Annotated in this window: 20 protein-coding genes and 1 pseudogene; 16 read left to right on the forward strand and 5 right to left on the reverse strand. The window is 70.8% G+C overall.

Annotated features, from left to right (window positions below):
- Positions 1 to 62: 62 nt before the first annotated feature.
- The 8 genes and pseudogenes from H976_RS31185 to H976_RS27380 form a co-directional block, all read left to right on the forward strand.
- Positions 63 to 155 (forward strand): annotated as a pseudogene (locus H976_RS31185) (hypoxanthine phosphoribosyltransferase); the annotation flags it as partial.
- Between the two features lie 54 nt (positions 156 to 209).
- A complete protein-coding gene (ftsH, locus tag H976_RS27375; protein WP_036227497.1) occupies positions 210 to 2,264 on the forward strand; it encodes an ATP-dependent zinc metalloprotease FtsH in 2,055 nt (684 codons plus the stop codon).
- Between the two features lie 16 nt (positions 2,265 to 2,280).
- A complete protein-coding gene (gene folE / locus H976_RS0119345) occupies positions 2,281 to 2,886 on the forward strand; it encodes a GTP cyclohydrolase I FolE (RefSeq protein WP_027862882.1) in 606 nt (201 codons plus the stop codon).
- Positions 2,887 to 2,891: 5 nt separating this feature from the next.
- Positions 2,892 to 3,737, forward strand: a complete 846-nt coding sequence (gene folP / locus H976_RS0119350; RefSeq protein ID WP_027862883.1) for a dihydropteroate synthase — start codon at positions 2,892 to 2,894, stop codon at positions 3,735 to 3,737.
- A 91-nt stretch (positions 3,738 to 3,828) separates the two neighbouring features.
- Positions 3,829 to 4,227 carry a dihydroneopterin aldolase gene (gene folB, locus H976_RS0119355; protein ID WP_051277094.1) on the forward strand — a complete coding sequence of 133 codons (399 nt, stop codon included), beginning with the start codon at positions 3,829 to 3,831 and terminating at the stop codon, positions 4,225 to 4,227.
- Positions 4,224 to 4,793, forward strand: coding sequence for a 2-amino-4-hydroxy-6-hydroxymethyldihydropteridine diphosphokinase (gene folK / locus H976_RS0119360; protein WP_027862885.1), 570 nt, complete (start codon positions 4,224 to 4,226; stop codon positions 4,791 to 4,793). Before folB ends, folK begins: the two co-directional genes overlap by 4 nt.
- A 16-nt stretch (positions 4,794 to 4,809) precedes the next feature.
- Positions 4,810 to 5,304, forward strand: a complete 495-nt coding sequence (locus H976_RS0119365; RefSeq protein WP_027862886.1) for a DUF3180 domain-containing protein — start codon at positions 4,810 to 4,812, stop codon at positions 5,302 to 5,304.
- Between the two features lie 18 nt (positions 5,305 to 5,322).
- Positions 5,323 to 5,898 (forward strand): hypothetical protein, encoded by a 576-nt coding sequence (locus tag H976_RS27380; protein ID WP_155918543.1) that lies wholly within the window; start codon positions 5,323 to 5,325, stop codon positions 5,896 to 5,898.
- A 109-nt stretch (positions 5,899 to 6,007) separates the two neighbouring features.
- Here H976_RS27380 and H976_RS0119375 read toward each other — a convergent pair whose 3' ends face one another.
- On the reverse strand, positions 6,008 to 7,453 hold the full coding sequence (locus tag H976_RS0119375; RefSeq protein WP_051277098.1) for an aromatic amino acid ammonia-lyase: 1,446 nt from the start codon (positions 7,451 to 7,453) through the stop codon (positions 6,008 to 6,010).
- 164 nt (positions 7,454 to 7,617) lie between these two features.
- Between H976_RS0119375 and H976_RS0119380 the strand changes: the two genes are divergently transcribed.
- The 7 genes from H976_RS0119380 (at position 7,618) to H976_RS29105 (ending at position 15,804) form a co-directional block, all read left to right on the forward strand.
- Complete coding sequence (locus H976_RS0119380; protein WP_081683051.1) at positions 7,618 to 8,367, forward strand: IclR family transcriptional regulator; 750 nt, start codon at positions 7,618 to 7,620, stop codon at positions 8,365 to 8,367.
- Complete coding sequence (locus tag H976_RS0119385) at positions 8,364 to 9,458, forward strand: ABC transporter ATP-binding protein (RefSeq protein ID WP_027862889.1); 1,095 nt, start codon at positions 8,364 to 8,366, stop codon at positions 9,456 to 9,458. The genes H976_RS0119380 and H976_RS0119385 overlap by 4 nt, the downstream gene beginning before the upstream one ends.
- The gene (locus tag H976_RS0119390) at positions 9,455 to 10,159 is read left to right on the forward strand and encodes an ABC transporter permease (protein ID WP_231388996.1); all 705 of its coding nucleotides are present in this window, start codon (positions 9,455 to 9,457) and stop codon (positions 10,157 to 10,159) included. Before H976_RS0119385 ends, H976_RS0119390 begins: the two co-directional genes overlap by 4 nt.
- Positions 10,156 to 10,929 (forward strand): ABC transporter permease, encoded by a 774-nt coding sequence (locus H976_RS27385; protein ID WP_036227499.1) that lies wholly within the window; start codon positions 10,156 to 10,158, stop codon positions 10,927 to 10,929. The genes H976_RS0119390 and H976_RS27385 overlap by 4 nt, the downstream gene beginning before the upstream one ends.
- A 59-nt stretch (positions 10,930 to 10,988) precedes the next feature.
- Positions 10,989 to 11,927 carry a glycine betaine ABC transporter substrate-binding protein gene (locus H976_RS29100; protein ID WP_051277100.1) on the forward strand — a complete coding sequence of 313 codons (939 nt, stop codon included), beginning with the start codon at positions 10,989 to 10,991 and terminating at the stop codon, positions 11,925 to 11,927.
- Between the two features lie 144 nt (positions 11,928 to 12,071).
- Positions 12,072 to 13,001, forward strand: a complete 930-nt coding sequence (locus H976_RS0119410) for an ABC transporter substrate-binding protein (protein WP_027862891.1) — start codon at positions 12,072 to 12,074, stop codon at positions 12,999 to 13,001.
- A 187-nt stretch (positions 13,002 to 13,188) separates the two neighbouring features.
- On the forward strand, positions 13,189 to 15,804 hold the full coding sequence (locus H976_RS29105; RefSeq protein WP_155918546.1) for a CDP-glycerol glycerophosphotransferase family protein: 2,616 nt from the start codon (positions 13,189 to 13,191) through the stop codon (positions 15,802 to 15,804).
- A gap of 11 nt (positions 15,805 to 15,815) precedes the next feature.
- Here H976_RS29105 and H976_RS29110 read toward each other — a convergent pair whose 3' ends face one another.
- On the reverse strand, positions 15,816 to 16,403 hold the full coding sequence (locus H976_RS29110; RefSeq protein ID WP_051277102.1) for a DUF805 domain-containing protein: 588 nt from the start codon (positions 16,401 to 16,403) through the stop codon (positions 15,816 to 15,818).
- A 296-nt stretch (positions 16,404 to 16,699) separates the two neighbouring features.
- Positions 16,700 to 17,641 (reverse strand): NADP-dependent oxidoreductase, encoded by a 942-nt coding sequence (locus H976_RS0119425; protein WP_027862893.1) that lies wholly within the window; start codon positions 17,639 to 17,641, stop codon positions 16,700 to 16,702.
- A gap of 118 nt (positions 17,642 to 17,759) precedes the next feature.
- On the opposite strand from H976_RS0119425, the gene H976_RS0119430 reads away from it, so the two are divergent.
- Positions 17,760 to 18,257 carry a MarR family winged helix-turn-helix transcriptional regulator gene (locus tag H976_RS0119430; RefSeq protein WP_027862894.1) on the forward strand — a complete coding sequence of 166 codons (498 nt, stop codon included), beginning with the start codon at positions 17,760 to 17,762 and terminating at the stop codon, positions 18,255 to 18,257.
- 6 nt (positions 18,258 to 18,263) lie between these two features.
- Here H976_RS0119430 and H976_RS0119435 read toward each other — a convergent pair whose 3' ends face one another.
- Together H976_RS0119435 and H976_RS0119440 are read right to left on the reverse strand one after the other, a co-directional pair.
- Positions 18,264 to 19,448, reverse strand: coding sequence for a hypothetical protein (locus tag H976_RS0119435; RefSeq protein WP_027862895.1), 1,185 nt, complete (start codon positions 19,446 to 19,448; stop codon positions 18,264 to 18,266).
- Positions 19,445 to 23,008 carry a CDP-glycerol glycerophosphotransferase family protein gene (locus H976_RS0119440; protein WP_027862896.1) on the reverse strand — a complete coding sequence of 1,188 codons (3,564 nt, stop codon included), beginning with the start codon at positions 23,006 to 23,008 and terminating at the stop codon, positions 19,445 to 19,447. The genes H976_RS0119435 and H976_RS0119440 overlap by 4 nt, the downstream gene beginning before the upstream one ends.
- Position 23,009: the final 1 nt, after the last annotated feature.

Below are 23,009 nucleotides of genomic sequence, written 5' to 3' on the forward strand. Positions count from 1 at the left end.
CGCACGTGTACACCTGAGCGCCGTGGGTGGTACGTCGGATGGGACGCTCTACCGTCCCCGGCAACGAGTTCGTGGTCGGCTACGGCCTCGACTACAACGAGAAGTACCGCAATCTGCGGGACGTGGGGACCTTGGCACCGCACGTCTACACCTAGGCCCGCCTGCAGGTCCATTAGGGGCAAGTTGGCCCACCTGAGAGGATTGCGCGCGTGAAGCGAATCCTGCGTAGTCCGTGGCTGTGGATCCCCGTAGCCGTGGTCCTTGTCCTCCTCGCGCTCCAGTACCTCGTGCCCAACGGCGGGTACAAGGAGATCGAGACCTCGAAGATGGTCGCCGACATCCAGTCCGGGGACGTCAAGACGATCACGTTCAAGGACGCCGGGAACCAGCAGATGCTGGCCACGCTCGACAACGGCGACAAGGTCATGGCGATCTGGGTCTCCGGCCAGCAGAAGTCGCTCGTCAACAAGGTCCAGGAGCAGGTCACCAAGGGCACCATCGAGAACTACAAGGTGGAGAACCCCAAGCCGAACCTCCTCGGCTCGATCATCGCGACCGTGCTCCCCTTCATCTTGATCTTCGGGTTGTTCCTGTTCCTGATGAACCAGGTGCAGGGCGGCGGCGGCCGGGTGATGCAGTTCGCCAAGTCCAAGGCCAAGCTGATCAGCAAGGACATGCCGAAGACCACGTTCTCTGACGTCGCGGGCTGCGAGGAGGCCATCGAGGAGCTCGGCGAGATCAAGGAGTTCCTCCAGGAGCCGGCCAAGTTCCAGGCGGTCGGCGCCAAGATCCCCAAGGGCGTGCTGCTCTACGGCCAGCCCGGCACCGGCAAGACCTTGCTCGCCCGCGCGGTCGCCGGCGAGGCGGGCGTCCCCTTCTACTCGATCTCGGGTTCCGACTTCGTCGAGATGTTCGTCGGCGTCGGTGCCTCCCGTGTGCGTGACCTGTTCGAGCAGGCCAAGGAGAACGCTCCCGCCATCGTGTTCATCGACGAGATCGACGCCGTCGGCCGCCACCGCGGCGCCGGCATGGGCGGCGGTCACGACGAGCGCGAGCAGACGCTCAACCAGCTGCTCGTCGAGATGGACGGCTTCGACGTACGCGGCGGGGTCATCCTGATCGCGGCCACCAACCGCCCCGACATCCTCGACCCGGCGCTGCTGCGCCCCGGTCGCTTCGACCGCCAGATCAGCGTCGACGCGCCTGACCTCAACGGGCGCCGGCAGATCCTCAACGTGCACGCCCGCGGCAAGCCGATGGCTCCTGACGTCGACCTCGTCTCGGTGGCCCGCCGTACGCCGGGCTTCACCGGTGCCGACCTCGCCAACGTGCTCAACGAGGCAGCGCTGCTGACCGCTCGCCAGAACGGCAAGCTGATCGACAACCTCGCCCTCGACGAGGCGATCGACCGCGTCATCGCCGGTCCGCAGAAGCGCACCCGCCTGATGAGCGAGAAGGAGAAGCTGATCACGGCCTACCACGAGGGCGGCCACGCCCTCGTCGCCGCAGCGCTCCCCGGCACCGACCCGGTGCACAAGGTGACGATCCTGCCCCGCGGCCGCGCGCTCGGCTACACGATGGTGCTGCCCGACGAGGACAAGTACTCCCAGACGCGCTCGGAGATGCTCGACAAGCTGGCCTACATGATGGGCGGCCGCGCGGCCGAGGAGATGGTCTTCCACGACCCGACCACCGGCGCCGGCAACGACATCGAGAAGGCCACGTCGCTGGCCCGGGCGATGGTGACGCAGTACGGCATGACCGAGCGGCTGGGTGCGATCAAGCTCGGTGACGAGAACGCCGAGCCGTTCCTCGGCCGCGACATGGGCCACACGCGCAACTACTCCGAGGACGTCGCCGCGATCATCGACGAGGAGACCAAGAAGTTCCTTGCCACCGCCCACCAGGAGGCGTTCGACATCCTCGAGGAGAACCGCGACGTCCTCGACTCGCTGGTGCTCGCCCTGATGGAGCGGGAGACCCTCGACAAGGCCGAGGTGGCCGAGGTCTTCGAGCCGCTGCGACGGCGACCGGTGCGCCCGGCGTGGACCGGGTCGCCCGACCGCAACCCGTCGAACATCCCGCCGGTGCGGATCCCGGAGAAGATCCGTCAGGCTGCCGCCGAGGGTGCCATCAAGGACGGCTCCGAGGGCGCCGTCGTGCTGACGCCTCCCGGTGCCGGTGGGGACGTGCACGGCGATCCCGGTGTCGGCACCGGCTCTCCGCGCCCCCCGACGCCCGGCGGCGGGGGCTACGAGTCGTGAGGCGCCCGCGGTGGCAGTGAACCGCGTCAGCGCCGAGGGGCCGACGGCGATCGCGGAGTTCGACCACGACCGGGCCGCCGCGGCTGTGCGCGAGCTGCTGATCGCCATCGGCGAGGACCCCGAACGTGAAGGGCTGCGCGACACCCCGACCCGGGTGGCGCGGGCGTACGCCGAGCTGACGATGGGCATGCACCAGCGTCCCGAGGATGTGCTCACCACCACCTTCGACATCGGGCACGACGAGATGGTCCTCGTGCGCGACATCGAGCTGTGGTCGATGTGCGAGCACCACCTGGTGCCGTTCACCGGGGTGGCCCACGTCGGCTACATCCCCGACGAGAACGGCAAGATCACCGGCCTGTCCAAGCTGGCCCGGCTGGTCGACGTGTTCGCCAAGCGCCCACAGGTGCAGGAGCGCCTCACCACCCAGGTCGCCGACGCGCTGGTCGAGCTGCTCGAGCCGCGCGGCGTGATCGTGGTGATCGAGGCCGAGCACCTGTGCATGACGATGCGCGGCGTCCGCAAGGCCGGCGCCCGCACGATCACCTCCGCGGTGCGCGGCATCATGCACAAGCCGGCCACCCGGGCCGAGGCGATGTCCCTGATCAACGCGGCCCGCTAGCTCCCATGTCCAGCGAGGCGTGGCGCGCCGGCCTCCCGGAGCTGCCCCGGCCCGTGGTGATGGGCGTCGTCAACGTGACGCCCGACTCGTTCTCCGACGGTGGCCGCTGGGCCACTACCGACGCCGCGATCGCCCACGGGGCCGAGCTGCACGCCGAGGGCGCCGACATCCTCGACATCGGCGGTGAGTCCACCCGCCCCGGTGCCACCCGACCCCTCGTCGCGGAGGAGCTCGACCGCGTCGTGCCGGTGATCCGGGCACTCGCCGGCGACGGCATCGCTGTCTCCGTCGACACCATGCGTCACGAGGTGGCGGTGGCCGCGCTCGAGGCCGGTGCCGTCGTGGTCAACGACGTCTCCGGTGGCCTGGCCGACTCGCGCGTGATGCAGGTCGTGGCGGAGCACGGGGCGGCGTACGTCGTGATGCACTGGCGGGCCCACTCCACCGAGATGCAGCAGCACGCGTCGTACGACGACGTGCTGGTCGAGGTCCGCGACGAGCTCGCCCAGCGCCTCGAGGCGGCGGTCGCCGCCGGTGTGGCCGACGACCGGCTGGTCGTGGACCCCGGGCTCGGCTTCGCCAAGACCGCCGACCACAACTGGGAGCTGCTCCAGCGCCTGCCCGAGCTCGAGACGCTCGGCGTGCCGATCCTGGTGGGCTCGAGCCGCAAGTCCTTCCTCGGCACCCTGCTCGCCGGCCCGGACGGCAGCCCGCGCCCGGTCCTGGACCGTGAGGACGCCAACGTGGCGCTCACCACCATCGCGGCCATCCAGGGTGTCTGGGGCGTGCGGGTGCACGAGGTGCGGGCCAGCCTCGACGCCATCCGGGTGGTCAGCAGATGGCTCGACTGAACCGGTGTATCCGCAGGTCAGCGGCCTGGGTCGGTGACGGGACGGGACGCCCGTTTCGGTCCTTCCGGGCCGCCGGTAGTGTCGGGTCACCATGACCGAGCAGCTCCCCACCCTCGCTGGAGACCGCCCAGGCGACTCCTTGGCCGTGCGCGGCATCGCCGTCCACGGGCATCACGGCGTCTTCGATTTCGAGCGGCGTGAGGGCCAGGAGTTCGTGATCGACGTGGTGCTCGGTGTGGACACCCGGAGTGCCGCCCGCAGCGACGACTTGCACGACACCCTGGACTACGGAACGCTCGTGGACCAGGTCCGGTCAGCCGTGGCGAACGATCCGGTCGACCTGATCGAGACCTTGGCACAGCGCATCGCCGACGTGTGCCTGCGCAACGACCAGGTGGCCAACGTGGAGGTCACCGTGCACAAGCCCCACGCCCCGATCCAGGCGACGTTCGAGGATGTCGCCCTGACCATCAACCGGAGCAGACTGTGACCGAGAGTCCCAACCCGAACATCGTGGATACCGACACCATCACCGGTGAGATGCACCCCATCCGCCGCGCGGTGATCTCGATCGGCTCCAACGTCGGCGAGCGGCGCGTCAACCTCCAGGGGGCCGTCGACTCGCTCGCGGACACTCCCGAGGTCTGGGTGACCGCTGTGTCGTCGGTCTACGAGACCGCGCCGGTCGAGTCGCCGGAGGGGACCAAGGACTTCCTCAACGCGATCCTGCTGCTCGACACCACCCTCTCGGCGCGCACGCTGCTCGAGCGGGCGATGGCTGTCGAGGCGGCGTACGGCCGCGTCCGCACCGGCGAGCGCAACGAGCCGCGCACCCTCGACGTCGACCTCATCGTCGTGGGCGACCGTCGGGCCGACGAAGACGACCTGAGCCTGCCGCACCCGCGGGCCGCCGAGCGGGCGTTCGTGCTGGTGCCGTGGCTCGAGCTCGAGCCCGAGGCCGAGATCCCCGGCGCCGGCCCGGTCGTCGAGCTGCTCGAGAAGACCGGACGCGAGGGCGTGACCCTGCGCGAGGACATCGAGCTCGAGTTCCACTGACCCCGAGGGCGAGCAGGTGACCCATCCGGACACCGACGAGGAACGGGAGCCGGACCCGCCTCAGGGCCGGATCCTCCCGACCGGTCCGGGTCCGCTCGTGGTCGCCGGCGTGATCGGGCTGGTGCTCGGCTGGTCGATCCGGCCGCTCGCGCTCCGCTTCGACTGGGCCGAGCCGAACGTCTCGTTCACCGCGATCGGGGCGCTGTTCTTCGTGGCGGCGATCATCGGCGCCACGGCGTACGGCACGCGACGGACGGTACGCCGCAACCGCCAGGACCTCGCCCCCCACCAGGCGGTGAACCGCCTCGTCCTCGGCAAGGCCTGCGCCCTGGTCGGCGCGCTGGCGCTCGGCGGCTACCTCGGCTACGCCCTGGCCCAGCTCGGCGTGGCCAACCCCGCCTCCGACACCCGGCTGTGGCACGCGCTGCTCGCGGCCCTCGGCGCGCTCGCCGCCACGGTGGCCGCGCTGCTGCTCGAGCACGCGTGTCGTGTCCCGCGCGACGACCCCTAGCGACTTACCCTGCAAGTCATGGCCCTCATGGCATCGTCTCGTACCCCCGTGCGTCGTCGGCAGCGCAGCACACGCGTCACCGTCGCGGTCAGCCTCCTGGCGGTGGCAGTTGTCGCCGTTGTCTCCTCACTTCCCTCCCAGTCGGCCCTCTGGATCGGCATCGCGTCCGTGGTGGCGCTCGGCCTCGCCTCCGGCGCACTGCGCCTGATGTGGACCGAGGTGCTCCAGTCGCGGCGCGAGAACGCCGCCGACCGCGCGGCCGCCGCCGCGGCCTACCGCAACCTGTTCTCCAAGCGCGCTGCCGAGCACGCCGAGTTCACCGCCGCGATGACCGACCGGCTCGCCCAGGCCCACCTCGCCGCGCGTGAGCTCGAGGGCCTGATCGTGCAGCACGAGACCCGGGCCCAGCGCGCCGAGTCCAAGCTGGTCACCGAGACCGAGGCGCACGTCGAGACCAAGGAGCGGGTGCGGCAGCTCGAGCAGGCGCTGATCGCCCTCCAGGCCGACGACTCCGTGGTCGACCTGGTCGCGTGGGACGAGCAGGTGCAGAAGTCGGGCCAGAAGAAGGCGGCCCGGGCGCTCAAGCAGGCGTAGGGGCGGCGGGCTGGGCTTCCCCGGACGTCCGGGGATTCCGCGGGATGGCAGGCAATGCTTTGCCCGCCAGCCCCGAGTACTGCCCGCCAGCCCCGGCCCGTTCTGTCCCTCAGGGCGCTCGTTGCACCGGCCCGACGTGGGCCGGGAGCGCGTCCACGAGCTCCTCGGCCAGGAGCAGGTCCGAGGTCAGGTCGCGGTCGTGCATGTCCGGTACGCCGCCGTCGCGCTCGTCGAGGTAGGCCATCGCGGCGCTCAGCGAGGGCGGGTGCGCGCCCTGCATCCGCAGGCAGCGCAGCGAGGCGACCAGCTCGGCGGCGAGTACGGCGCGGAACCGCGACACCGCCTCGAGGGCCTGCTGGGCCGCAAGCGTGGCGAACGAGGCGTCCTCCTCGACCCCGCGGGAGAGCGTGACGGCCTGGATCCCGGCCGGGGTCGCGAGCGCGCGCAGCTCGGCGAGCGCCGACGCCGCGCTGTACTCCACGATCATCACGCCGGACGCCGCCGGGGTGCCGTCGCCCAGGAACGGGTGCAGTCCGGTGTACGCCGGCTCGGCCAGCATGGTCAGCCGGGCCAGGCTGAGCTGTGCCGACTGGGCGACCGCCAGCACGAGGGAGTCCAGCGACTGCACGAGGTACGCCGCGTGGAAGGCGCCGTGATGGGCCACCCCGAGCCGCGGGGAGACGATCGGGTTCTCCGAGGGGCTGTTGGCCATGGTGACGACCACCTGCTCGGCGAAGGCGAGCCGGTCCATCAGCGCGCCGTGCACCTGCGGGAAGGTGCGCAGGCTGAACGGGTCCTGGATCCGTGCCGGCACCGGGTCCGGCCCGATCAGCTCGCGCATCGTCCGGGACACCCACTGTGCTCCCGGGAACGGAGTGGCCACCTCGACGGCCGGGCTGAACGCCTCGGCGTTGCCGCGGACGGCGGCGAAGTCCATGGCCGCGATGACCGCGGCGCTCCGGGCCAGCCGGTCCAGGTCGGCCACCGCCAGCGCCGCGTCGGCCAGCACGGCCGCGTTGCTCGACATGAAGGTCAGCGCGTCGCCCGGGCCGAACTCGGTGGTGGCGAGGAACTCCGGCGTGCTGGACCGTTCGCCGCACAGCACCAGTGCGGTGGTCGCGAGCGCCGCGAGGTCGGCGGTGCCCACGCTGCCGCCCTCGCGGACCGGGGGCAGCGCGTCGACGGACAGCATCGCTTCCAGGGCGTCGAGGACCGCGGGGCTGATCCCGTTGCCGTCGGAGGCCAGCTGGTTGAGCCGGATCAGCAGCATCGCCCGCACCCGCTGGGCCGAGCGCAGCTCGCCGGAGCTGGTCGCGTGCGACCGCAGCAGCTGCAGGGCCTGGGAGTCGGGGTCGGGCTGGACGAGCGCCTTGTTGGCGCCGACCCCCGTCGAGCGGCCGTAGATGGGCCGCTCTTCGGCGACCCCGTCGGCGAAGGTGTGCGACGCCTCGACGCGCTCGCGGGCCGACGGCTCGACGCGGACGGTGTCACCGCGACGTGCGACAGTCACGATCTCGTCCAGCGAGAGGTGGCTGCCGTCCAGGGGCAGGGTCAAATCGGACTCCTCGGGCGATCGCCCAGATTGGCTCCCGTGAAGCCTTCCGGATCGGCGGGGGATGGTGCAATAGTCTCAGCCAGCGGAAATGCGCTTCTGCACAGTGAAACACCACGAAACCGATCGCCTATCCCAGTAGCCCGACGGCCCGTGAGGGGGCACCGATGACGTCGCAGGTCGCTTCCGGCAGCCGCGAGCCCCTCGGTGCCCACGAGGTCGGCGACGCGATCGCGCGGGGGCGAGGCAGCTCGACGCGCACCGTCGAGCGCGCGCTGGCGCTGCTCTCCGAGGTCTGCACCCGTGAGGCCGTCACGCTCACCGAGTGCGCGCGCCACACCGGGCTGCCGGCCAGTACGGCGCTGCGCCTGCTGCGGACCCTGGAGAGCCGTGGGTTCATCAGCCGCGACGACGACGGTGGCAGCTTCCGTGCCGGTCCCCGGATGATCCAGCTCGGCGCGACCTCCCTCGGCCGCAACGAGCTGGCCCGGCTCGCCCGTCCAGCCCTCGACCGCATCGGGACGGCGACCCACGAGTCGGCGTACCTCTCCATCAAGGGCGTCGACGAGACGGCCATCTACATCGCCCAGGTCGAGGGCACCCACGCGGTCCGGCACAGCAGCTGGATCGGGCGCGCGGTGCCGATGAACGGACTGGCCGTCGGGCGGGTGCTCCGGGGTGACATCCCTCCCGAGGGGTACGTCGCCGGACATGACCTGCTCGAGCCGGACGTGACGGCGATCGTCGCGCCGGTGCGCTACCCGGGCGGCATCGCCGGGGCGCTCAGCGTGCTGGGCCCGACGTACCGGATCGACCAGGACACCATGCACGCCTACGGCCGCATCGTGGCCACCGAGGCAGCCGAGCTCAGCGCCCGACTGGGCTCGGTACCCGACGAGCAGGAGACCCGAGCATGATCCGCTTCGACCAGGCCACCAAGCGCTACCCCGACGGCACCGTCGCCGTGGACACGCTCGAGCTGGAGGCGCCGTCCGGCAAGATCACCGTGCTGGTCGGTCCGTCCGGCTGTGGCAAGACGACCTCGCTCCGGATGATCAACCGGATGATCGAGCCGACCTCCGGCACCATCTGGCTCGACGACACCGACACCGCGAGCATGCCGGCCCACGAGCTGCGTCGTCAGATCGGCTACGTCATCCAGCACGCCGGGCTGTTCCCCCACCGCACCATCGTGGACAACATCGCCACCGTGCCCTTCCTGCTCGGCACCGACAAGAAGAAGGCCCGAGCCCGGGCGATGGAGCTCCTCGAGCGCGTGGGGCTGGACCCTGCCTTCGCCAAGCGCTACCCGGCCCAGCTCTCCGGCGGACAGCAGCAGCGCGTCGGCGTCGCACGCGCCCTCGCCGCCGACCCGCCGGTGATGCTCATGGACGAGCCGTTCTCGGCAGTCGACCCGGTCGTTCGCGACCAGCTCCAGGACGAGTTCCTGCGGCTGCAGGGCGAGCTCGGCAAGACCATCGTCTTCGTCACCCACGACATCGACGAGGCGATCAAGCTCGGCGACCAGGTGGCCGTGCTCCGTGTCGGAGGACACCTGGCCCAGCTGGCCGCTCCGGCCGAGCTGCTCTCGCGGCCCGTCGACGCGTTCGTCGCGGGCTTCGTGGGACGTGACCGCGGCTACCGCGCCCTCGGGTTCAGCAGTGCCGGCACCATCCCGACCCGTGACGAACCCACCGTCGCGATGGGCGAGTCACTCCCGACCGGCGGCGACGAGTGGCTGCTCGCGGTCGACGGGTCCGGCGCACCGCAGGGCTGGCTGCACCTCACCGACGAGCCGCACGGCGCGGTGGTGGAGGACCCCATGCTCTACCGCGGCGGCACCCTCGCCACCCAGGGCGGCACCCTGCGCAGCGCGCTGGACGCCTGCCTGTCCTCGCCGTCCGGCCGCGGCGTGGTCATCGACGAGTCAGGCCGGCTGGTCGGGTCGACCACGGCCCGCGAGGTGCTGGCGCTGATCGAGGCCCAGGTGGAAGGTGCGGTCACATGACGGCGCTGATCCCGCTCGCCTCGGCCAGCTCGTCGCCGTGGCACTTCTTCGCCTACTTCATGGACAACACCAGCAAGGTCCTCGGCCTGCTCTGGGCGCACACCTGGCTCTCGGTGGTGCCCGTCGTCATTGCGCTCATCCTGGCGCTGCCGCTCGGCTGGCTGGCCCGCCGCTACCAGTGGGCCTACCCGCCGATGATGTCGCTGACCGGACTGCTCTACACGATCCCCTCGATCGCACTCTTCGTGCTGGTCCCGCCCATCCTGGGCCTGGACCCGCTGAGCCCGTTGCAGGTGCCGATCGCGCTGACGCTGTACTCGCTGGCACTGCTGGTGCGGGTGGTGGCCGACGGCCTGGCCGCCGTACCCCAGGAGACGGCGCAGGCGGCCACCGCTCTCGGCTACAAGCCCTTGGGCCTCTTCTTCCGCGTCGAGCTGCCGATCGCCGTACCCGTGATCGCGGCCGGTCTGCGGGTCGCGGTCGTCGCCAACGTCAGCATCGTGACCGTGGCCGGGACCATCGGCTTCAAGAACCTCGGCCAGCTCTTCGACGAGGGGTTCAAGCTGTCCACGGACACGCCGTACTACCCGCCGATCGTGCTCGGCATCATCCTGTGCGTGCTGCTCGCCCTCGCCCTCGACGGGCTGGTCCTCCTGGGCAGCCGAATGCTGACCCCCTGGCGTAGGGCGGTGCGAGCATGATCGGCGACGTCTTCAACTGGCTCACCGACCCGTCCCACTGGACGAGCACCGCCTTCGACACCGGCATCTGGGACCAGCTCCTCGCGCACATCGGGTTCACCCTGATCGCGCTGGCCATCTCGCTGGTGATCGCGCTGCCGCTCGGGCTGTGGATCGGCCACACCGGCAAGGCGACCTGGATCATCAGCGTCGCCAACGCCGCCCGGGCCCTGCCGACGGTCGGTGTCCTCGTGCTGCTGGTCGTGATCATCGCGCCGCACTTCTACGGCCGCACCAACAACGGCTACCTGATCCCGACCGAGATCGTGCTCGTGCTGCTGGCCGTGCCGCCGATCCTGTCCAACACCTACGCCGGGGTGCAGAACGTCGAGCCGTCGGTACGCGACGCTGCCTTCGGCATGGGGATGACCGGGCCACAGGTGCTCTTCCGCGTCGAGCTGCCCAACTCGCTGCCACTGATCTTCTCCGGCTTCCGGTCCGCGACGCTGCAGGTGATCGCGACGGCCACCATCGCGGCGTACGTCACCCTGGGCGGCCTCGGGCGGTTCATCTACGACGGCCTCGCCCAGCAGGACTACCCGCAGATGATCAGCGGCGGACTCCTCGTGGCGGCCCTGGCCCTCATCGCCGACCTGTTGCTCGCCCTCGTCCAGCGCTACACGGTCTCCCGCGGGATCACCGGACGCACCCGCCGCCAGGACCGCGGCTCGCGCGGACCCGACTCCCGCACCGCCGTACTCACCGAAGAACTCGTCTCGGAGGCCACCTGACCCACACCGCTCGTGCTCCAGACCCCGGCACACATGTGAAAACACACCAGGAGAAGAACATGAAAACCAAGCTTGTCGCACTCGCCGCCGTCGCGACGGCCCTCACGATGGGAGTCAGCGGATGCGGGTCGAGCTCGTCGTCCTCGGGTTCCAAGGGTGATGGCACCATCGCGTCGCAGATGATCTTCGGCGGCCCGCCCGAGTTCAAGACCCGTCCCGACGGCATCCCGGGCCTGAAGAAGAACTACGACGTCTCCTTCGGCAAGTACACCGTCACCGACGTCGGTGGACCGGTCACCGTGAACGCCCTGAAGCGGGGCCAGGTGGACGCCGCCGACCTGTTCACGACCGACCCGTCGATCGCGGCCAACGACTTCGTCATCCTGGAGGACCCGAAGAGCAACTTCGCGGCCCAGAACGTGGTGCCGATCATCACCAAGTCCAAGGCGACCGACGGCGTCAAGCAGGTGATCAACGGAATCCAGGGCAAGCTCACCACCGAGGTCCTCGGCGGACTGCTCGGCAAGGTCGTCAACGACAAGGCCGACCCGGCCGACGTCGCCAAGGGCTTCCTCTCCGACAACGGGCTCGACACCACGGGCACCGCAGCCAAGGGTCAGAGCCTCACGGTGGGTTCGGCCAACTTCCCGGAGAACGTGATCCTGGGCGAGATCTACGCCCAGGCCCTCGAGGCCCAGGGCGCGACCATCAGCAAGAAGATGAACATCGGTGCCCGGCCGAAGTACTGGGAGTCACTCAAGCAGGGGTCGATCGACCTGTTCCCCGAGTACACCGGCTCGATCCTGGTGTACATCGACAAGAACAGCACGGCGACCAGCCCCGACGACGTCTACGCCGCGCTCGGCAAGGCGCTGCCCAGCAACCTGGTGGCCCTCGACCAGGCGGACGCACAGGACAGCGACGCGATCGTGGTCACCAAGGAGACCGCGGACAAGTTCAAGCTGAAGACGATCGCGGACCTCGCCAAGAAGGGCTGATCTGCGCCGCCGACGCGCACGGGACCTCATGGCCCGTGCGCGTCGACGCGTCCGTCGGCGCCGGACCCCTGGTCGCTAGAGTCGTCCCGGACACGGACCAGAGGCCCTCCAGGGCCTGACTCGGGACAGCGAAGGCGGGATCGGATGACCTCGGTACGACGGTTTCTCGTCGCCGTGGCAATCCTCCCGCTCCTGCTCACCGCGTCTGCGTGCGGCGGCGACCCGCCCGCGGCGGAGAAGGACCAGATGGTCACCATCGTCGGCCAGAACTTCACCGAGGCCGACATCGTCACCCAGCTCTACAAGCTGCTCCTCGACAAGCAGGGCTTCGACACCGACGTCGAGAAGCTCGGTGCCCGCGACAGCTACCTCGGCGCCCTGGAGAAGGGTCGGGTGCAGGTGGCGGGCGACCAGCTCTCCTCCCTGACCGAGACGCTCAACCGCACCGCCAACGGCAACGACGCGACTCCGGTGGCGAGCTCCGACGTGCAGGCGACCCTGGGCCACCTGAAGACCCTGGGTGCGACGTACGGCCTGACGCCGCTGCGGCCTGCGCAGGCCGAGGACGCCATCGCCTACGCGGTCACCAAGGAGTACGCCGCACAGCACGACCTGACCACGCTCAGTGACCTCGGCAAGCTCGACCAGCCGATCGCTCTCGCCGCCAACTCCGACTGCGCCGAACGACCCGACTGCGGCAAGGGGCTGCAGAACGTCTACGGCATCACCCTCGGCAAGATCGAGCCCCTCGGCTTCGGCACGCAGGACACCAAGAACGCGCTCGTCAACGGCGAGGTGCAGCTCGGCCAGGTCAGCACGACCGACGGCAGCCTCGACCGGGCCGGGCTCGTCGTGCTCCAGGACGACAAGGACTGGCAGAACGCCGAGAACCTCGTGCCGGTCGTCAACAGCGCCTGGTTGAAGAAGAACCCCAAGGCCGCGGACGCTCTCGACCAGCTCTCCGGCGTCCTCACCACGGCCGACCTCACCTCCCTCAACGCGCAGGTGGACGGGCAGCGTCTCGAGGCCAGCCAGGTCGCCGAGGACTACCTGAAGGAGAAGGGGCTGATCTGACCTGAGCGATCTCCGAGGCGCACCCCTGGCGCGACGAGTCGCGGGTCGGGCGCGCCGCATCCTCCGCGGGCCCCGCGCGCCGGAGGTTGCCTTCGTCGTCACGGTCTCGGAGACGCAGGCGCGCCATCTCGAGGAGTGCCTCTCCTCGGTACGTGCCCAGACGGGCGTCCGGCCGGAGGTCGTGCTGGTGCCGTGGGGTTCGTGGCGGAGTACGCCGCCGGACGACTCCGCGCCCCCCGAGGAGTCGCTGGCCGCCGCTCGCCGGGCCGGACTGGCGCTCAGCCGTGCGGAGTACGTCCGGTTCATCGAGGCGACCGACACCACGCCGGCCGGGGCCACCGCCGCCCTGCTCACCAGGCTTCGGCGCTCCGGCGCCCCCACCGCAGCCGGCGTCTCCGAGCGCATCGACGCGACCTGGCGAGACCGTGCCCACCGACCGGCGCCCGAGGTGGCGCTCGACCTCGGTGCTCGGCTGTTCCGGGTCGTCGACGAGGTCCTCGAGGCCCTCGACTTCGAGCCGGTCCACGGGCGCTTCGCCGACGCGATGCTGGCCGGCCTCGACGTCGCCACGATCCCGGACGTCGTGCACCACGACCACCACCGCGAGCACGGTCTGCCGTTCGGTCACCTGCCGCGCCGGGCAGCCGAGGTCCGCGCGCTGGCTGCGGTCGTCGAGGACACGACTCGCAAGCTGGCCGAGGAGCTGGTCCCGGCCTGGGCCGCGGGACTGCTGGATCGCCGGCTGCCGTCGCTGGTCGAGGACGTGGAGTCCTTCGACGGCGAGACCTGGGACGCCCTGCGTCGTACAACGCAACGGCTGGTCGATCTCGCCGACCTCACCGCCGTACGCGTCGAGGCCCGGCTGCAGGCCTGGCTGGTGGCCGAGGGACGTCGCGACGACCTCACGGCCCTGGTGCTGCGCCGCTGGCGCGAGCCCGACGACTTCCCCACCCACGTGGACGCCGAGGGTCGGATCACCGCCGACTTCGGGGTCGAGGCGCCGGTCGAGGTGTTGACCCTCGACGAGCGCGAGACGCCGCTCTGGGCGACCGTGCGGCATGCCGACGCCGGAGCCATCGACCTGGTCGTCATCGTCCGTGGTGTGCCGTCCGGCCCGGACGATCGCGTCACCCTGCACGCCGGCGGGCACGTGATCGAGGCGGAGCCGTCCGGCGACGAGCACGCCGACCGGATCGCCGCCGAGTCGTGGACCGACCACCGCGCCGGCGGCTGGCGGCTGCGGGTCACCGAGGCCGATCTCGCGGGCGAGCTCGAGTACCGCTCTGGCGCCGTCGTACGCCGGGGACCGCTGCCCGCCGTGCCGTCGTCGCCGAAGGCCGGCCCTCGCCTGACCGCCCTCGGCTGGGACGGCGAGTCGGCCACGCTGACCATCTCCACGCCGGGCCAGGTGACCGTGACCGGCCCGGGCGGCGAGGTCTCCGGCACGACCGACGGCGACGGAACCGTCGTGCTCCGGCTGGTCGTCGACGTGTGGGGGCTGGGGGAGCGCCCGCTGCCCCTGGGTGGTTACGAGCTCCGCCTCGACGGGCGCCCGGTCGCCGCAGATCCGCTCGAGCTCCGCGGCGGCCGACACCGCCTCACCGTGCGCGAGAGCGGCGGCACGGCCCGGCTGGTGCTCGACGACCTGCGCGGCCCTGACGAGGTGGGTCCGCATGCGCAACGTCGCCTCCAGCAGGAGTACGCCGCCGTCACCGAGCCGGTCGACCCGGGGCTCGCGTACTTCCAGTCCTACACCGGCCAGTGGCCTACCGACAGCCCGCTGGCGATCCACGAGAGCCTGCGCCGCCAGCGGCCCGACGTACGCGTCCGCTGGTGCGTCGACGACCCGGGAGTGCCCCTTCCCGACGGCGCCGAGCCGGTGCTGATCCGCAGTCGCGAGTGGTACGACACCCTCGCCCGCGCCCGCTGGATCGTCACCAACATCGAGATGGAGCGCTGGTTCCGACGTCGCCCCGAGCAGCGGCTGCTGCAGACCTGGCACGGCAACCCCGGCAAGGTGATGGGACTCGGTCTGTGGCGCGCCAACGGGCTGACCCCGGGCCGCATCGAGCAGAACCTCGACCACGGACCGCGCAACTGGACGCTGCTGATGAGCCCGAGCCCGGAGATGACCGAGCACTACCGACGTGAGTTCGCCTACGACGGGCCGGTGGTCGACCAGGGGTACGCCCGCGACGACGCGCTCCTCGCCCCGTCGGCCCCGCACGTGCGTGCGGAATCGCGTCGCCGGCTGGGCATCGGCGACGACCAGGCGGCCGTGCTCTACGCCCCCACCTGGCGCGACACGATGGCCACCAACTACCGGGCAGCCCGGTTGCAGGACGACCTCGACCTCGCCCGGCTGGCCGACCTGCTCGGTCCGGCGTACGTCGTGCTGCTGCGTGGCCACCGGTTCCATGCCCGTCATCCCGAGCGGCCTCGTGGCGCACGGATCCTCGACGTCACGGACTACCCCGAGATCAACCACCTGATCCTGGCCGCCGACGTCGCGGTCCTCGACTACTCCTCGCTGCGCTTCGACATCGGTGTCGTCGGCACCCCGATGGTGTTCATGGTTCCCGACCTCGCGGCCTACGAGGAGGGTCGCGGGTTCCTCTACGACTTCCGGTCCTCGGCCCCGGGCCCGTTGCTGGCCACGACCGAGGACGTCGCGACCGCACTGCGCGACCTGGAGGCCCTGCGCCGCGTCCACGCGGCCGACTACGCCGCGTTCCAGGCCCGCTTCCACGCCGGCCAGGACGGCCATGCCGCTGATCGAGCCGTCTCCGCGTTCTTCGACTGAGGCCTCCGGACTCAGAGCTCCCGGGACTGCCACGGCGGCGAGTCGGAACCGGAGGTCGACGGGGGGTAGTGGCCAAGAGGGCCGGTCGGGGCGACGGGCTGCTTCGGTGAGAGGCCGTACCTGTTTGCTCCCGGCTCGGAGTCGAGGCACAGGAACACGAGCAGGGTGACGCACGCGACGAGCGCGCACAACGCGCAGGCGATGAAGAGTGCGACCGTCGCGAGCACCGGTGCGCTGCTGATGTCGTTCGCACTGGAGACGGCACTGAACACGATGGTGAAGAGAGCTGCGAAGCCGACCACGACGGTGGCCAGCACTGGAACCACCGGTAGCACCATCCACCATCCGGTACGCCCCGTGTCGTGCAGCCGTCGCGCCGTGACGGCCAGGCTCGGCAGGAGCAACGCCAGGCTGGCGATCGTGTTGACGACGCCGACCTCGTTGTCGAAGGCATAGCGCAAGACGGAGTCGACGCCCGAGGTCGCCAGGCTCACCAGGATCGTGAACAGGTAGAACCACCAGTACTCCGAGCGCCTCGCCCGTCCGGAGAAGGTGGCGTAGTTGCCGAGCGCCGAGCGGACGGCCTGCGTGAACGTCATCAGACGAAGCTCCCGGATGGGTCCTGGAGGGACTGCGCGTGGTCAGAGTGGCGAGTCGACGGTCTTTCCGCGTGCCATCGCACATTCTCGGGCCGAGGTCTCTCGCCGCGGAGCAAAACAGGCAAATCTCCAACCACCCGCGATCCCGACGGAGACCACCGGTCCGTTCCGGCCGCCCGGGGTCGGTGTGCGCGCCATCGCGTTGACGCAACGTTCCACCAAGACCCGATCTTGATGGAACGTTCCGTCAACGAAAACGGGCGATACGCGCTCTCGCCGCGGACGGCACCCGGACCCTAGGCGCCGGGGAGGACCACGATCTTGCCCGACAGCTTCCCGGCGGCCGCGCGGGCGTGGACCGACGCGAGGTCCGGCAGTGCCACCCGCTCGGCGACGTCGACGACGAGCTCGCCGCGGTCGATGCGCGCCACGAGCTCGGAGAGCTGGTCCGCGTCGCTGCGGACGTAGAGGTCGATGCCGCGCACGCCGCGCTCCTCGTCGCTCGGGGCGGGCATCCACACGGTGGTGTTGACGATGACGCCGCCGTCGCCGACCAGGGTGCTCAGAGCGGAGAACTGCTCAGGAGTGATGGGGGCGAGGTTGAGCAGGACGTCGACCGGCTCGATCGCGGCCGTGCTCAGGTCGGTGGTGGTGTGGTCGACGACCTCGTCCGCGCCGCGGGCGACCAGGTGTCCGCGCGCTCCGACCCCGCCCGTCGCGATGACGTGAGCGCCGGCGGCCTTGGCCAGCTGCACGGCGTACCCACCCACCGCCCCGCTCGCGCCGTTGACGAGGATGCGCTGCCCGGGCTTGAGCTCGGCGTGCTCGAACAGCGCCTGCCAGGCGGTCAGCCCGACGACGGGCAGCGCGGCCGAGTCGGCGAGCGGGATCGAGGTCGGGGCCGACGTCAGGGTCTCGGCGTCAGCGACGACGTACTCCGCCGCGGCGCCGTCGACGACGAAGGGCAGGAAGCCGATCACCTCGTCGCCGATGCGGAGGGTGCTGACCTCGTCGCCGAGCGCGTCGACGGTGCCTGAGACGTCGAGCCCGGGGGTGTGCGGCAGCGTCAGGGGCATCGGGCCCTGCATCAGTCCGGCGCGGATGTTGCCGTCGACGCCGTTGAACGTGGTCCCGGCGACGCGGATGCGCACCTGGCCGGTGCCGGGAACGGGGAGAGGGGCGTCCTCGTAGCGCAGCACCTCGGCGTCGCCGTACTGGTGGAAACGGATGGCCTTCATGGCGGGACCTCATCTTCTGGAGTGGAGATGCTTCGAACTCGAAGCACACGACGGACGATAGCAATGCTTCGAACTCAAAGCAAATGTTTCGAAGGTGAAGCAGTTGTAGGGTGGCAGCATGGCCGACTCGCCCGCCTCGCTCGACGCCGACCAGCTCGGTGCCTACTTCGCACTGATGGAGGTGGCCGGGCTGCTGCGTCATGCTGTCGAGCAGCAGCTGCGCGAGGAAGGCGACCTGAGCTACGTGCAGTTCCAGCTCCTGGCGCGCCTGGGCCTGGACTCGCCGACCGGCAGCGAGCGGATGACCGACCTCGCCGACGGGGTCGTCTACAGCCGCAGCGGGCTGACCTACCAGGCCGGTCTGCTCGAGAAGGCCGGCCTCGTCGTGCGGGCCCCGTCGGTCGACGACGAACGCAGCGTGACCGTGACGATCACCGACGCCGGGCGCTCACGGGTCGCCCAGGTGATCCCCGGCCACGTCGAGGTGCTCCGCCAGCAGCTGTTCGCTGCGCTGTCGCGTCCCCAGACCCAGGCGTTGACCGACCTCCTGACACCGGTGCGCGACCACATGCGGGCCGCCCCTCCGCGCTCGGCAGGCGCCCGTCGACGTCGCTGACAGCGCCTAGGTGCGCGACCGACGCAGAGGGCGTACGACGCGGCGACCGAGCTCGCGGACCAGCTCCCGGGTCCCGACCGGTGCGGGGCCTTCCTTCGACAGCCGCTCCCGCTGGGCGGTGAGGGAGCGCCTGCGCGTCGTGGCTGCTCGCTCGGCCAGTGACCCGACCGCTGCCTCGAGCAGGTCGAGCGGCACCTCGGCGAGCTCCATCGGTCCGTCGTACGGCGTCACCCGGTCGCGGGTGCGCAGCCTGTCGGGGGAGCCGATCAGGCGGCAGCCCGAGGCGAGCAGGGCGTCGGCCTGCCGGTCGGCGAGGTCGTTGACCCGGTCGAGCGCCCACGCGGGCAGACCCGGGATGCGCGGCGCCCCTTCGGGTCGAGGCGAGTTCGTCCAGCGCTTCGCCACCCCGCGGCGCACGAGGTCGAGGTAGCGGCGGTCCGGCCACCTCTCCTGGGCCGCCAGCCGGTTGATCCGACGCAGCGCCTCGGCCTCGGGGAAGGTGTAGGAGCGGTTGGCCACCACGTCGGGCGGGACCAGCAGGCCGGTCGGCAGGTCGAGCAGCTGCTCGAAGGCTCGGGGCAGGGCGTCGTGGTCACCTCCCTCGAGAACGATCACCGTGGTGCGCTCGGGCGGGACGAAGCGGCCCCAGCTGGCCAGCACCTGGTCGGGGAACTGGCACTCCCACATCAGCCGCCACTCCCACGTGGTCGGCTCGCCCTCGAGCACGGTGCGCAGGAAGTCCTCGAAGGACAGCGTCATCCTGGCCTTGAGCCGCTCCTGCCAGTGCGACGGCAGCAGCTGGTCGTAGCGGCGGGCGACGTACAGCAGCTGGATGTCGTCGGCGCCCACGTCGCGGACGATGCGCTCGACGACGGCGTCGCTGCCGCGGGAGAGGTCCTCGTTGCTCAGGATGCGCCGGGGCAGCGGGCTGGCGTGCAGACCCGCGATGAGGGTGTCCCAGGTCTCGATGCGCGGCTCCGGCCGGCCCAGCGGGGCGCCGTGACCGAGCACGGCCCAGCCGGCCTCGATCGGGCGGCGGTAGGGCCCGGGGTAGTACACGCCGAGCTCGGCGAGCCGCTCGCGCGCGTTGTGCAGCGACTCCTGGATCGCGGTCGACCCCGTCTTCTGCGGACCGATGTGCAGGAGCACGCTGCCCTCGGGGAGCGGGGTCGCGGCGGGACGGTCGCTCACTCGGTCTCCCGGTCGGTGAAGAACGCCGCGATCACCCGGTCGGAGGCGTTTCCGTCGTGGAGCGCGTTGAACCGCTTGTTGAACTGCTCGATCTCGTCGCTGTAGCGCAGCCGCAGGTCGCCGGTGTCGCTCAACGCGGCGGCCACCTCCTCGGTGGTGGTGGTCCACGGACCGGGCGCGGTGCCCTCGTAGGGGAACAGTGGCCGACGCAGGGCGAAGAACTCCTCACGGTCGGGCACGAAGAACACCATCGGCTTTCCGGTGATGGCCCAGTCGAAGCGCAGCGAGGAGTAGTCGAGCACGGCGACGTCGGCAGCCAGGGTGAGCTCGTTGATGTCGGGATAGTCGGTGACGTCGACCACCTGCGCCATCCCAGTCACCCGGTCGAGCTCGCGCTGGTTGTTGTTGTGGCCGCGCACCAGCAGCGTGTGTCGCGGCCCGAGGAGGCGAGCGAGCAGCCCGAGCTCCAGAGCGTCGAAGCGTCGGGCGGCGAAGGTGCGGGTGTTCAGCTTGTCGCGGTACGTCGGGGCGTAGAGCACGACGGTCTGGCCCTCGTCGACGCGCAGGCGCGCCAGCACGGTCCGGCGTACGGCGACAGCGTCGTCGTTGACCAGCGCATCGCACCGGGGGTAGCCGGTGACCAGCACGTCGCCGGTGAACTCGTACTGGTCGCGGTAGTAGGCGACACACTCCTCGCTCGGCATCAGCAGCGTGTCCCACTCACGGTTGCGACGATCGACCTCGCGCCGTACCTCCTCCTCGGACAAGCCCTTGCTGCGCCAGAAGTCGATGCCCATCGACTTGAACGGGTAGCCGTGGAAGGTCTGGAGGTAGCGCTGCTGCGGGCGCAGCTTGAACCAGGGACCGAAGTCGATGTTGTTGCAGACGAAGCGGGACGATGCCAGTGCGTCGTACCACTCCGAGCTGCCGATCAGCAGCGGCACCGAACCCTCGGGCACCATCGTCGAGGTGTCGGCCACTCCCCAGTAGCGGGTGAGCTCGGGTCGTTGCCTTGCCAGTGCGAGGTCGAGCGCCAGCTGGCTGTCGGTGGCGAACTCGCCGCGGTAGCAGCCGAACAGCACGCTGTCGCTAGGGGTCACCGCCTTGCTGCGGTAGGCGTCGCGCAGGCGTCGCTTGTTCGCCGGCCCGAGCGCGTCGGGCGGGAGAGCCGGCTCCAGGTAGACGCCGAACCGGCCGTTGCGCCACTGGGTGACCCGCAGGTTGGTGAGCCGTCCGAACAGGCGCTCCGGCATCCGGCCGGCGTACGACGGAGCGACCATGGCGTGGCTGGGTCCACCCGGGACGTCGAGGGTCAGCTCGTAGCGGGCACTCGGTGCGGGGTGTGGCTCCCGGTCGAAGTCGCTGACGTAGAGCCCGAACGTCAGCTGCCAGTCGCCGTCGTGGTTGGTGACGCCCAGCAGCGGCAGCGTGGTGCGGGGGTTGGCAAGCGTGGTCGCCGAGATCTGCTCCTCGGCAGCCTCGGGAGCATGCACGGTCACGGTGATGCTCTCGTCGTCGAGCCGGACGCCGGTGACCTCCAGGGTCGGCACCGCCGGGACCACCGACGGCCCACCGTCGGGAGACCGCTTCCAGCGGGCTCTTGCGCGTGAGGGAAGCTCCAGGTCGTCGGGCCACAGCGGGGTCTTCCGACGGGACCCGGTCTGCACGGTCAGGTGCCAGAGGTCGGGGTCACCGGGGAGCGGCCAGGGGACGCCGAAGTCCACCCCACTCGCGGTCGGGGTGGTGGCGACGTCGATCGGCGCAGCATCGGGAGCCTCGAGCCGAACGCTCGTGATGGCTCCGCCCGTAGGGGCGCGCAGGCTGCCGGTCAGCCCGTCGGGCCGGGCGTCGAGCGCGGTGACGACGACCGGGTCCGTGTCGACGTCCAGGCACAGTCCGGCGTCCCCGTGCCAACGCGCGCGCACCGTGGCGCTCGTGCCGTCCCAGGTGTGCGCCACCCCGGACTCGCGGGCCCCGGCCGACTCGCGGACCTGGTTGTGGATGGCGCCCCGCGTGCTGATGCCGTCGTACGTCGTCTCCACCTCGAGGTGCCACGACGCGGTGCGCGCCGGCAATGAGTCGAGGTCGACGATGGCGCGGAACCCACCCCCGTCGTACGGCGCGTACTGCTGGCTGCCCCACACGTTCGCCTGGGGGAAGACGTGGCCGTTGACCGGGATCTCGCGCTCCTCGCCGGCCTCGTCGACCAACCAGGCTCGGACCTCGGCCGTGCGACCGGTGATGCCCAGTGCCCGCAGCACCGCCCAGCCGCTGATCTCCACCCGACCCTCGGCGGCGGACCACACGATGTGCTCGATCACGCCCTCGAAGTGGCACTCCAGCGGCGACAGCCGCAGCACCCGCTCGGGGTGGCCGCGGAGGAAGGAGAGCTCGGGGTCGTCGGGTACGACGGCGACCACCCGCCCGTCGCGCACCTCGGCCTTCGGCACGTAGCCGATGTCCTCGAAGTAGGCGTCGGCCGCGGACATCTCGTCCCAGCGTCCCTGCGCGACCAGCTGGGCGCGCACCTTCTGCCGCACCGTGACCAGGTCGAGCGCTCGGTCGGTGGCGCGACCCAGGTAGGTCTGGAAGGTGGCGGTCAGCAGGTTGCGGTAGCTGCCCGGTGCCCGGACGGCGTGCACGATGAACGGCGGGAAGTCGACCTCGAGGGTGCGTCCGACCCAGGTGTCGTAGACGAAGTCGGACGCCTCGGCCCTGAGCAGCTCGTGCGCCTCCTCCTTGACGGCGATCCGGTCGAGGAGGTTCTGCAGGCGAGCCTTCTGCTGCCCGGTCGAGGTGAGGTTCTCGCGGATCCGCCAGTTGTAGGTGACCTTGCGGAGGATGTCGAACTTCTCGGCGCGGACGTACGCCGTGAGCATCGGCACGTGGTCCTCGTAGGCGATGTGTCCCCGGAAGTCGCCCACCTCGTCGCGCCAGAACGCGGTCCGGAACATGCGGTTGCAGGCGATGATGTCCTGCATCGCGTAGGGGAACTCCTCGATCGTGGTCCCCAGCCGGTCCGAGGTGTGCACCGTCCGGGCCCACACGGTGCGCGTGTACTCGTTGTTCTTGAACCGCCGCACGCTGCCGACGCAGAAGTCCGAGCCCGACCGGCGCAGCACGGCGACCATGTGCGCGAACGACTGCGGCGGGACCGTGTCGTCGGAGTCGACGAAGGTGAGGAACTCGCCGCGGGCGTGGCTGACCCCGAGGTTGCGCGCGATGCCCTGGCCCGAGTTGGCCTGGCTGAAGACGCGCACGCGGGGGTCGCGCCGCTCGTAGTCGCGCAGGATGTCCATCGAGCCGTCGGTCGAGCCGTCGTCGACGGCGATCAGCTCGAGGTTGTGCAGGCTCTGGGTGAGCACGCTGTCCATGGCCTCGGCGAGGTACTCGCGGATGTTGTAGACCGGCATCACCACGCTCAGCTCGGGCGTCAGCCCGCGCCGCTCGAAGGCCACCAGCGGTCGGCCGCCGGCGCGGCGTACGGCCGCCTTGACCCGGGGTGAGGCCAGTTTGCGCGCGACCCCCAGCACCGACTGGCGCACGGGCGTGGCGGGCATG

It is taken from the genome of Marmoricola sp. URHB0036 (genome assembly GCF_000426045.1).
Taxonomy (GTDB): domain Bacteria; phylum Actinomycetota; class Actinomycetes; order Propionibacteriales; family Nocardioidaceae; genus Marmoricola.